Origin of the sequence: Actinoplanes sp. KI2 (assembly GCF_025630775.1) — a bacterium.
In the GTDB taxonomy this organism is placed as follows: Bacteria; Actinomycetota; Actinomycetes; order Mycobacteriales; family Micromonosporaceae; genus Actinoplanes.
In genome coordinates, this window is record NZ_JAOSZE010000071.1 from 25,410 (window position 1) to 36,295 (window position 10,886).

A 10,886-nucleotide genomic window follows, 5' to 3' on the forward strand; every position below is an offset into this window, starting at 1 on the left:
CTAGCCCCACCAGAAGGCGGTGGCGATGATCGCGTACAGGGCGATCAGCGTCACCCCTTCCAGCCAGGTCGACTCGCCGTCGAAGACGACGAACGCCACCGCGATCACGGTCACCGCGACGGCCACGACCAGCATCGGGGCGAACACCAGGGTCAGCGTGGTGGCGGTCAGCAGGCTCAGCAGCACGAGCGCGGGCGCGAGGACCAGGGCGATCTGCAGCGGGCTCTGGATGATCACGGCCATCGCGAAGTCGGCCTTGTTGCGGTAGGCGAGCTGGATCCCCACCACGTTCTCGATGGCGTTGCCGGCGATCGCCACGATGACCAGACCCGCGAACGCCTGCGAGATGCCCAGCGCCTCGATGGCCGGCTCCAGCGCGTGCACGAACCAGTCGGAGACCAGCGCCGCCACCACGCTGGACGCGGCCAGCAGGGTCACCGCGAGCCAGAGCGGCCACCTCGTGCCGGAGACCTCGCCTTCGGCCTCGACCGGATCATGGGAGACCGGCGCGCGCTTCAGCGCGGCCGGCAGCGACAGCGCGAAGACCCCGAGCAGCACCACGGAGACGATCAGCGAGAGCTCACGCTCGTGCGGCGCGGCCGGGGCGTGGACGTACTGCGCCAGGCTGGGCAGCACCAGCGCCGCCACGGCGAGCACCATGAGGATCGCCGAGGTGCGGGCCCGCTCGGAGTCGAAGCGCTGCGGGCCGTTGCGCAGACCACCGACGAGGAACGACAGCCCGAGCACCAGCAGGATGTTCGACAGGATGGACCCGATGATCGCGGCCTGTACGACGGCGATCAGGCCGGCCTGCAGCGCGAAGAAGCCGATGAACAGCTCGGGGAGGTTGCCGAGCGCGCTCTGCAGAACGCCGGTCGCGCCCGGGCCGAAACGGTCGCCGAGCTGCTCCACGCTGCGGCCCACCACCGAGGCCAGCAACGCCACCGCCGCCCCGGCCACGACGAAGGCCAGGACCGCGGGGGCCCCGGCGTAGCGGGCGACGCCGGCGGCCGCGACCGCCACCACGCTGCCGAGAAGTACCAGGACGTCCGACCGGGAGAATACGCGCGAGCTCACCGGGAGATGATCGCAGAAGTCGCCCGCGCCCGCGTCCTCGCGGCTCCGCCACGGATCCGGGTGAGGGCGCCGGCCGCCGCCAGCGCCGCGAGGTCCCGGCGGGTGGTCGAGGCCGAGGCGCCGGTGGCGGCCCGCGCCTCGGTGATGGTGAGGAAGTCCCGCTCCGCCAGCAACTCGAGGATGCGCCGGTGGCGGAGCGCCGGCAGGGTGATCACGAGATCGGGTAGAGCTGGCCGCCGGTGGCGACCGCGGGCCCGAAATCCACGTCCCGGCCGTCGATGGTGAAGCGATACCGGCCCAGCCGCCGGATCACCGGCTTGGCGTCCAGGTAGTCGCGCATCTCCTCGATCTCGGCCGGGGTCAGCCAGCTCGGCGGGTCGGAGACGGCCCGGAAGCCGCACACGTCGGCCAGGTCGCGCAGCCAGCGGATCTGCTGCGGGGTGAGCAGGTTGAGCTTGCTGCGGAAGTAGACGACGTCCGGGTCGACCTCGACCAGGGTGGACTGCCACAGCCGGTGGACGGTGTTGACCACGGCGTTGCGGGCGGTGGCGTCGGACGGGTCGGCCGACGCGTAGTTGTCCCACATCGGCGCCACGTCGGGGCCGGTGCGGATGCCGTCGAGCAGGCCCAGCGAGGGCAGCAGGATCGCGCCCGAGCCGAGCAGGTAGACGTCGTCGCCGGCGACCTGCCGGACCAGCTCCAGCGCCGACCGGTAGACGCTCTCCGACGGGCGGGCCGCCGCGTTGATGAAGTCCAACTTCAAATACTTGAAACCCCAATCCCGGACCACCGTACGCACGAGGCCGGCCACCTGCGCGCGAGCGTCCTCCCGGGACAGATCCAGGGCGTAGTACGGGCCGCCCCAGTTGTGGCCGGCCACCACCGGCTCGCCGGTGTGGTCCCGCAGGAGCAGCTCCGGTCGCGTGGTGGCCAGTTTCGAGTGCGGGAGCGCGATGAACGGGGCGAGCCACAGCCCGGGGGTGAAGCCGGCGTCGGCGATCCGGTCGGCGAGCGCCCGCATGCCGCTCGGGAACTTGGCGTTCGGCTGCCAGTCGCCGACCAGCTCCTCCCAGCCGTCGTCGATCTGCACCACGTCGAAGGGCAGGCCGGCCAGGTCGGCGACGTCCTTGGCCAGCTGCGTCTCGGTGATGGTCTCGTAGTACGCGTACCAGCTGCACCAGACGTTGCCGGCCGTGCGCGTGCCGGCCCCGAAGCGTTCGGCCAGCTGGTTCGCGTACGCCGCGAACACCTCCTGCTCCGGCCCGTACGCGAGAAACCAGTCGTCGCCGCCGGCGGCGTACCACCCGGCCAGGGTGTCCCGGTCCGCCGTGAGCCTCGGGGTGTCCAGGCCGAGCGCGCCGAGCAGCAGGGTCCGGCCGTCGTCGCCCCGCAGCGCGGCGACGGCCGACCCGTGATGACGTGCCGGGTCGTCGAAGGCGGGATCGTCCGCGGTGACCAGCCGGACGGGGTTGGGTACGCGCAGCGGCGGCTCGCTCAGCCGCCGCCACCCGGTCGGGCTCCACGAGTTCTGCCCGTGCCGGTAGAAGGAGGCGTCGCCGAGCCCGTGCAGGATCGCGACGCGGCCCGGGGGAAGCAGGACGCCGCCGGGCACGGGCCGCGTGGTCGGATCGCCGCTGTGGTGCAGGGCGAAGGGACGTCCGTCGAGCCGCACGAGCTCAGCCATCGATTCTCCTAAATAGGGGGTGTTGCTATTTGAACAGGGCGTTGACCTGGTCGTTGGCCTTCTTCAGGGCGTCCGCGGCCGGTGCCTGGCCGAGCACGACCGACTGGATCGCGTCCTGCACGGTCTGGCTCACCTCGTTGCCGTGGTCGGTGATCGGCAGGACGAAGGTGCCGTTCGGTGCGGTCGCCTCGTCGGTGAAGACGTGCACGTCGCGGCCGGCCGCCTGGTGCGCGGCGAGGGCCTTCTCGGTGCCGGACTTGACGGCCGGGAAGACCACCGCCTTGTCGCCGACCAGGTTCTGGCAGTCCGGCGAGCCGAGGTATTTCACCCACGCCCAGGCCTGGTCGGGGTGCTTGGTGCCGGCGTAGATGGCGTCGGACAGGCCGTTGATCGCGCTCTTGCGGCCGGTCGGGCCGGAAGGCAGTGGGGCGAAGGCGTACTTCTGCTTGGCGCCGTCGCCGAGGTAGGTGCCGATGGTCCAGGAGCCGGCGATGGTGAATGCGCCGGTGCCCGACTCCATCACCGCGTCCCGGCTGAGCGTGGACTGCTTGTCGAACTTGGGCGCGTAGCCGGCGTCGATCAGGTGCTTGAACCAGTTGATCGTGTCGGCCAGCCTGGCGTCGTCGTAGTTGTAGTGCGTGCCCCACGGGTTCTTGTCGAGGTACGTGAAACCGGTCGACGCGGCCAGGTCGCCCCAGCCGTTCTGGCCCTGGGCGCCGTCCGCCCACTCGGGCAGGAACCCGTACACCTTGACGTGGTTCTTGTCGAAGCCGGGGTCCGAGCCGTGGTGCCCGTTGGCGTCCACGGTGGCCGCGGCGATGGCCTTCTCGAAGGTGCCGCCGTCGGCCGGGTTCCAGGTCAGGTTGTCGAGGCCGGTGGTGTCCTTGACCAGCTTGGTGTTGTAGACGACGGCCATCGTGTCCCAGTCCTTCGGCAGGCCGTACCGCTTGCCGTCCTTGGTGAACAGGTCGGCGAGGCCCGCCTGGTACCGGCCGAGGTCGACCCTGTCCCGGTCCACGTACGGCTGGATGTCGAGGATCTGGTTGCTGGTGACGAACTGCGGGTAGTACGACGCGTGGTCGGTCCACACGTCCGGGGCGCTGCCGCTGGCCAGCTGGGTGGTCAGGTTCTGCCAGTACTGGTCCCAGGCGGTCTGCGAGATCTTCACGGTGATGGTCGGGTTGGCCTTGCTGAACGCGTCGGCGCACGCCTGGTAGGCGGGCTGCTGCTTGTCGTCCCAGAGCCAGTAGGTGAGGGTGACCGGCCCGCCGCCGTCCGATGCGGAACCGTTCGAGCAGGCGGCCAGGGGTGTGATGAGGGCAGCAGCGGTCAGCGCCGCCGCCAGGGATCGACGGAGCACGGGAGTTTCCTTTCGCTTATTTGATTCCGGTGAAGTTGAGCGACTGGACGAGGCGCCTGCCCAGAAAGACGAGCAGCGCGAGAACGGGCAGCACGGAGAGCGCGGACGCGGCCATCAGCCCGGTCCAGTCCGGCTGGGTGTTGGGGGACTGCTGGCGGAAGACGCCGAGCGCCACGGTCAGCAGCCGGGTCTGCTCCCCGCGGCCGACCAGCAGCGGCCACAGGAAGTCCTTCCAGGCCCACACCGCGGTGGTGAGCGCGATGGTGATCAGCGGCCCGCGGCTCATCGGCATGACCACCCGCCAGAAGATGCCCCACCGGCCGGCGCCGTCGATGACCGCGGCCTCCTCGACCTCGCGGGGCACGGAGAGGAAGAACTGGCGGAGGAAGAAGACGGCGAACGGGGTCATCAGCAGCGACGGTGCGACCATGCCGGCGTACGAGTCGATCAGCCCGAGGTTCTTCACCAGCGTGAAGTTGGGCAGCAGCGTGAAGATCGGCGGGACCATCAGCGCCGCGACGAGCAGCCCGAACAGCAGGTCCCGGCCGGGGAAGCGGAGCCGGGCGAAGGCGTACCCGGCCATCGCGCAGCAGAACGTCTGGACGGCGGCGATGCTCAGCGAGTAGATCCCGGAGTTCAGCGTGTACCGCAGGAAATTGATCTTCGCGCCGGACCCGCCGGCCTTGATCGCGGTCGGGGTGTCGACCAGGCCCAGCACCCGCCAGAAATTGATCATCGTGGGGTGCTGGGGCAGGAGGTTCGTGCTGTCGGTGAAGATGTCGCCGGCGGGGGTGATCGCCGTACGGATCATCCAGTAGAACGGGAAGATCGTGAGGACCAGGAACACGATCAGGATGGTCCAGCCCGCGAAGCGGCCGGGTCTCGGTCTCATGTCAGCCCCCTCAGGCCAGGTCGGAGCGGGAGGCGCGCAGCAGCCGCATCTGCACGTAGGTGAGCAGGCCGAGGACGAGGACCAGCGCCATCGCCGCCGCGGACGCGTAGCCCATGTGGAAGTACCGGAAGGCCTGCTCGTAGATGTAGAGGTAGATGACCCGGGTGGCGCCGGCCGGGTCGCCCTTGGTGGTGACCGCGACGGTGTCGAAGATCTGGAACGATCCGATCAGCGACACCACCAGCACCAGCGCGAGTACGGGTCGCAGCAGCGGCAGCGTGATCTGGCGGAACATCCGTAGCTCGCCGGCGCCGTCCAGGGCGGCGCTCTCGTACAGGTGCTGGGGTATCTGCAGCATCCCGGCGTACAGCAACAGCGCGGTGTATCCGGTGTAGGCCCAGGTGTTGATCAGCGCGATCGACGGCATCGCCAGCCGCGGGTCGGTGAGGAAGCCCTGGTTGCTCAGCCCGAGCGCGGTCAGCAGGTGGTTGACGAAGCCGAGGTTCGCGTCGAGCAGCCACATCCACAGCAGGCCGACCGTCACGTTCGGCACCAGCCAGGGCAGCAGCAGCGTCGCCCGCAGGACCACCGAGCGGGTCAGCCGGTGCATCAGCGCGGCGAGGCAGAGGGCGATCAGCGTCTGCGAGCCGATGTTGAGCACCACGTAGTAGCCGGTGACCCGCATCGAGTTCCAGAACTGGTGGTCGGTGGCCAGCTGGGCGTAGTTGTCGGTGCCGACGAAGCCCGCGGTGTTGAGCAGGCTGTAGTCGGTGAGCGAGAACCAGGCGCCGCGGATCGTCGGGTACAGGTAGAACACCGCGAAGCCGAACAGCACCGGCAGCAGGAACAGCCAGGCCGCGCGCCGGTCGTCGCGGCGTCGCGGGCCGGCGGCGACCGGCGCGGTCCGGGGTGGGGCGGCAAGCGCAGTCGTCACGATCGGCCTCTTTCATCGATCGAAGATCTTCGAGATTCATGTCTTGCGGCGCGGGCTGGGCGACCGCTAATAATGATGAAGCTCATGGAAACTTTGTCAACACCTCTTCGTAATGGAATGCGAGGTCCTCCATGCGCTCCGCCCGACTCGTCACTCTCTGTGTGGTCGCCGCCGCGATCCTTCTCGTCCCGCACGGCGCGGCCGCCGCCCCTGCCGGACCGCCACCGCGGCCGGCCCCGCCCGCCGCGCCCGACCCGTCCCTGACCGACCATCCCCTCGCCGCCGCGCCCGGTCCGCTGGACAACCCGCTCAAGGGCTTCGCCCGGTTCTACTTCCCCGGCGAGGACCAGAGCCTCGGCTATCCGCGTTCGCTGGCCTGGAGCTACTTCGGGCTGTCCGAGGTGATGACCAGCGCCACCGACTGCGGCAGCTACAACTGGTCCATCGTGGACAACGCGCTGAACGAGATCGCCTCGTACGGCAACCAGGCCGCGATCCGCTTCTACATGGAGTACCCCGGCGGCACCGGCAGCCATCCGGGCAACGCCATCCCGCACTGCTTCGACGGGCACGTCACGTACCGCAACAACACGTACTGGGGGACCGTCTCGCCGGACTACGACAGCCCGTACCTGCTCGACGCCGTCGGCAGGTTCGTCGCCGCGTTCGGGGCCCGCTACGACGGCGACCCGCGGATCGGCTTCATCCACCTCGGCCTGGTCGGCCTGTGGGGCGAGTGGCACACCTGGCCGTTCGACACCGACACCGCCGACGGCTACCCCAACCTGATGCCGACCGACGCGCACGCCGCGCAGATCGTCCAGGCCTTCGACACCGCGTTCAGCCGGACCAAACTGGAGATCCGCTACCCGGACTCGGCCGGCGGCGCCGCGAACGGCCGCGACATCGGCTACCACGACGACTCGTTCTGCTACAAGGAAGGCTCGCCACTGGCCGGCGTCACCCTGCCGCAGTCGATGGGCGGCGCCTCCTACGCCCAACTGCAGCGGGCCCTCAACCAGGGCGTCGAGAACAAGTGGCGCACCGACTCGATGGGCGGCGAGGTGCGCCCGGAGATCCAGAGCTCGGCGTTCACCGCCTGGCCCGGCGGCTCCGGGCAGGTCGACAACATGAAGGCCTGCATCGAGCTCGAGCACACCACCTGGAAGATCAACCAAAGCAGCCAGAGCTACTCACCGTCGGATCCGAACGTCGCGGCCGCGGTCCGGCTGATGGGGTACGACCTGACGGCCACCCACGCGTACTACCCGAACTCGGTCACCGGCTCGACCGCCACCGTCGGCGTCACCCTCGCCAACAACGGCGTCGCCCCGTTCTACTACCCGTGGCCGGTCTCGCTCGGCCTCAAGAGCTCGGCCGGCGCGGTCGTGAAGACCTGGGACACGCCGTGGGATCTGCGCACGGTCATGCCGCTGAAGATCCGGGCCTTCCCGGACTGGAACGTGGGCGCCGACCCGACCTACCTGGACTACGGCTACCCGCAGTACTTCCAGTCGTCGGTGAGCCTCGCCGACGTCCCGAGCGGCTCCTACCAGCTCGTCATGCGGGTCCGGAACCCGCTCGAGGCGATCAGCGCGAACGCGAAGAAGCTGCGCTTCGGCAACGCCACCCAGAACGCCGACGGCTGGCTCGGCCTCGGCGGCCTGAGCGTCGGCAGCGGCGGCGGGACGGACACGACGCCACCGTCCACGCCGACCGGGCTCGCGTCGCCGGCCCAGACCGCGGACAGCGTCTCGCTGAGCTGGAACGCGTCGACCGACAACGTCGGCGTGACCGGCTACCGGATCCTGCGCGGCGGCGCCCCGATCGCCACCACGACCGGCACCTCGTACACCGACCGCGGCCTCGCCGCGTCGACGTCGTACACGTACGCGATCCAGGCCTACGACGCGGCCGGCAACACCTCGGCCGCCTCGGCCGCGCTGACCGTCACCACCGGCGGCGGCAGCACCCCGGCCGGGCTGATCCTCGACGACTACGACGGGACGCCGCCCTATCCGTCGGCGGCGCAGAACGACCTCGGCAAGTGGACCGGCGGCAACTGCTTCCTCAACGGCGGCGGCAGCGGTGTGGTGAGCGGCGGTTCGCTCACCCTGCAGTACAACAACTGCGGGTGGTTCGGCAGCGATGTGAACACGGATTTGTCGAAGTACACCTACCTGGTCGTCCGGATCAAGGGCGGCAGCGCCGCGGACTTCAACCTCAGCCTCGGCGGGGTCACCAAGGTCTTCGGGGACTACGTCCTGGACGGTGGCGGCCATCCCGTGCTGACCGGCAGCTATCAGGACATCAAGATTCCGATGGCCGCGAACGGGATCAGCCGCACCAGCCCGGCGCAGCTCGCGATGGGCTTCTGGTACGGCGGCAACGGCGCCATCAGCATCGACAGCTTCTCCTTCCAGTAGTCACAAGGTCACCACCGTGCCGGTCAGCCTGGCCCGCTCCGCCGCCCACACCACGCGGTGCGAGTCCAGGCTGGCCGCCATGGTCGAGCTCAGCCGGGCCGGGTCGCCGTCGCCGACGGCGGCCAGCAGCGCGTCGACCAGGCCGCCGTCGCCGCCGTCGTGACCGGCCCCGGTGGTGCTGCCGGCGTCGATCGTCTCCGTCTCGCCGGTGCGGAAATCGGTCACCCGCAGGAAACGGCCGTCACCGTCGATGCAGCCGTGGCTGCCGAACAGCCTCGTCCGGCGGCGCTGCATCGGAGTGAAGGCGGTCATCGTGAACGTCGCGGTCAGGCCGGAGGCGTACTGCATGGCTACGACCTGGTTGTCCACCACGTCGTTGTCGCAGTCGTAGACGCAGCGGCCGTACGGCCCCTCGCGCAGCGCGAGCAGCACCGCCTCCCGGGATCGCTCGGCGGTCACCGCGGGCAGCGGCCACTCGGCCAGCTCGTCGTCGTCGACACAGGCCAGGTACAACCGCTTGGCCGAGTACGGGCAGGTGGACTCGACCGCGCAGTCGAGGCAGCGGGCGGCGGCACCGTCCGGCTTCTTGCCGGGGTGGAAATGGGCCAGGCCGCCGAACGACGCCACCGAGGTGGGTGCGCCACCGAGCAGATACGCCAGCCAGTCCAGGTCGTGGCACGACTTGGTCAGCAGCATCGGGCCCGACTCGGCGCTGTTGCGCCAGTTGCCGCGCACGAACGAATGCGCCTGATGCCACCAGCCCACCGGCTCGAGGTGCTGCACGTTGACGAGCTCACCGACCCGGCCCTCGTCGAGCAGGGCCTTCAACGCCCGGGTGTAGCTCGTGTAGCGCAGCACGTGGCAGACCGCGCCGATCACGCCGGCCGCCGTCACCGCGTCCGCGATCCGGCGGGCCTCGGCCTCGGTCGGTGCCATCGGCTTCTCCAGCAGCAGGTGGTAGCCGAGGCCGGCCAGCCGCACGGCGGGGTCGGCATGCTGCCGGTCCTGGGTCGCGATGATCGCGACGTCGGCGATCCGGGGTGCGGCCGCGAGATCGGTCCATCCCTCGAAAACCGAGGACCTTTCCATCCCGTACGCCTGCTGGAAGGCCGACCGCCGAGCCGGATCCGGTTCGGCGACCGCGACCACGCGCCCCCGCCCGCTCCTCTCGGCGAGCCGGGCATACTCGCGCCCGCGCAGGCCGGCACCCACCACCGCGATGGTCACGGGCTTGCGATGGCCCGCGTACTTTGTAAACTCCATAGCAATATTGGCGGACGATCCACGGCAAGCGTCAAGGGGCAGCGGTGACAGACCAGGTCATGAGCGGTACGGATCTGGCCCGGCTGAGGGAGCTGAACTCGCTGACCGTCGTGCGGGCGCTGCGCGATCAGCCGCCGACCACGGTCACCGAGCTGGCCAACCTGACCGGCCTGTCCCGGCCCGCCGTCGACGTGATCGCCCAGGGCCTGGTCAGCAGCGGCTGGGCCACGGTGGTCGAGCCCGGCGGCAGCAGCACGGTCGGCCGTCCGGCCCGCCGCTACCGGTTCCGGGCCACCGCCGGGCACGTGCTCGGCGTCGACGTGGGCGGCCACAAGATACTGGCGCTGATCGCCGACCTGGACGGCAACGTGGTGCACACCTCCCGGATCGCGGTCGCCGCCGACGCCGACCCGGCGGAGCGGCTCGCCAAGCTCGACCAGATCCTGGCCACCTGCCTGCGCGACGCCGGCATGACGGCGCAGGACATCTGGGCGGTCACCGTCGGCGTCACCGGCCCGGTCGACGCCACCGGCAGGACCACGCTGTTCACCCCGCTGCCCGGCTGGCAGACGGTCGACCTGCCCACCCACCTCAGCGGTCGCTTCACCTGCCCGGTGGTGGTCGAGAACGACTGCAAGCTGGCCGCGCTGGCCGAGCGCTGGCGCGGCGCCGCGAACGACGCCAACGACATCGTCTTCGTGCTGGCCGGCATGCGCACCGGTGCCGGCCTGATCATCGACGGCGTGCTGCGCCGCGGCTACGGCGGCGCGGCCGGCGAGATCGGCGCGCTGAAGGCCGTGAAATGGCTGGCCGCCCCCTCCCACCTGCAGCGATGCCCCGGCGTCCCGCCCACGGTCAGCGACGACGACGCGGCCGCCTGGGTCTTCACCGCGGCCCGCGACGGCAACCGGGACGCCCGCACCGCCGTCGGCAGGTATGTGAAGGACCTGGCCGTCGGCACCGCCGCCCTGGTGCTCGCGCTCGACCCGCAGGTCGTGGTCTTCGGCGGCGGCTTCTCCCGCTCGGCCGACCTGGTGCTCGACCCACTGCGCCGCGAGCTGGAGAAGCTCTGCCTACGTGTGCCCGAGGTCCGCGCGTCGACACTGGGCGCGGACAGCGTGGCGCTGGGCGCGCTGCGGCTGGCGTTGAACGAGATCGACCAGCGGCTCTTCGCGGACGGCCTGAGCGCCCCGGTCGCCCCTCGCCGGTAGCCGGTCGCGCCTGGCGGTCGCGCCTGGCGGTCGCGCCTG

At 70.5% G+C, this 10,886-nt stretch carries 9 protein-coding genes; 2 read left to right on the forward strand and 7 right to left on the reverse strand.

The features are described 5' to 3' along the window. Genes cax through ODJ79_RS43770 form a run of 6 tightly spaced genes read right to left on the reverse strand, consistent with a single transcriptional unit; the run spans nt 1 to nt 5,947 of the window. Complete coding sequence (gene cax, locus ODJ79_RS43745) at nt 1-1,077, reverse strand: calcium/proton exchanger (protein ID WP_263029647.1); 1,077 nt, start codon at nt 1,075-1,077, stop codon at nt 1-3. Continuing rightward, nucleotides 1,074-1,292: a DeoR family transcriptional regulator gene (locus ODJ79_RS43750; protein ID WP_263029648.1), complete on the reverse strand. Its 219-nt coding sequence runs from the start codon at nt 1,290-1,292 to the stop codon at nt 1,074-1,076. Before ODJ79_RS43750 ends, cax begins: the two co-directional genes overlap by 4 nt. Beyond that, on the reverse strand, nt 1,289-2,761 hold the full coding sequence (locus tag ODJ79_RS43755) for a glycoside hydrolase family 36 protein (RefSeq protein ID WP_263029649.1): 1,473 nt from the start codon (nt 2,759-2,761) through the stop codon (nt 1,289-1,291). Before ODJ79_RS43755 ends, ODJ79_RS43750 begins: the two co-directional genes overlap by 4 nt. Nucleotides 2,762-2,786: 25 nt before the next feature. Beyond that, nucleotides 2,787-4,121, reverse strand: coding sequence for an ABC transporter substrate-binding protein (locus tag ODJ79_RS43760; RefSeq protein WP_263029650.1), 1,335 nt, complete (start codon nt 4,119-4,121; stop codon nt 2,787-2,789). 16 nt (nt 4,122-4,137) lie between these two features. Then, nucleotides 4,138-5,013, reverse strand: a complete 876-nt coding sequence (locus tag ODJ79_RS43765; RefSeq protein ID WP_263029651.1) for a carbohydrate ABC transporter permease — start codon at nt 5,011-5,013, stop codon at nt 4,138-4,140. A 10-nt stretch (nt 5,014-5,023) separates the two neighbouring features. Continuing rightward, nucleotides 5,024-5,947, reverse strand: a complete 924-nt coding sequence (locus ODJ79_RS43770; RefSeq protein WP_263029652.1) for a carbohydrate ABC transporter permease — start codon at nt 5,945-5,947, stop codon at nt 5,024-5,026. Nucleotides 5,948-6,078: 131 nt separating this feature from the next. Here ODJ79_RS43770 and ODJ79_RS43775 point away from each other — a divergent pair, with 131 nt between their 5' ends. After that, on the forward strand, nt 6,079-8,373 hold the full coding sequence (locus ODJ79_RS43775; RefSeq protein WP_263029653.1) for a DUF4832 domain-containing protein: 2,295 nt from the start codon (nt 6,079-6,081) through the stop codon (nt 8,371-8,373). Here the strand turns inward: ODJ79_RS43775 and ODJ79_RS43780 are convergent, their stop codons facing one another. Beyond that, nucleotides 8,374-9,636, reverse strand: a complete 1,263-nt coding sequence (locus tag ODJ79_RS43780) for a Gfo/Idh/MocA family protein (RefSeq protein WP_263029654.1) — start codon at nt 9,634-9,636, stop codon at nt 8,374-8,376. It lies immediately after the preceding gene. A gap of 44 nt (nt 9,637-9,680) precedes the next feature. Here ODJ79_RS43780 and ODJ79_RS43785 point away from each other — a divergent pair, with 44 nt between their 5' ends. Then, the gene (locus tag ODJ79_RS43785; protein ID WP_263029655.1) at nt 9,681-10,847 is read left to right on the forward strand and encodes an ROK family transcriptional regulator; all 1,167 of its coding nucleotides are present in this window, start codon (nt 9,681-9,683) and stop codon (nt 10,845-10,847) included. Nucleotides 10,848-10,886 lie beyond the last annotated feature (39 nt).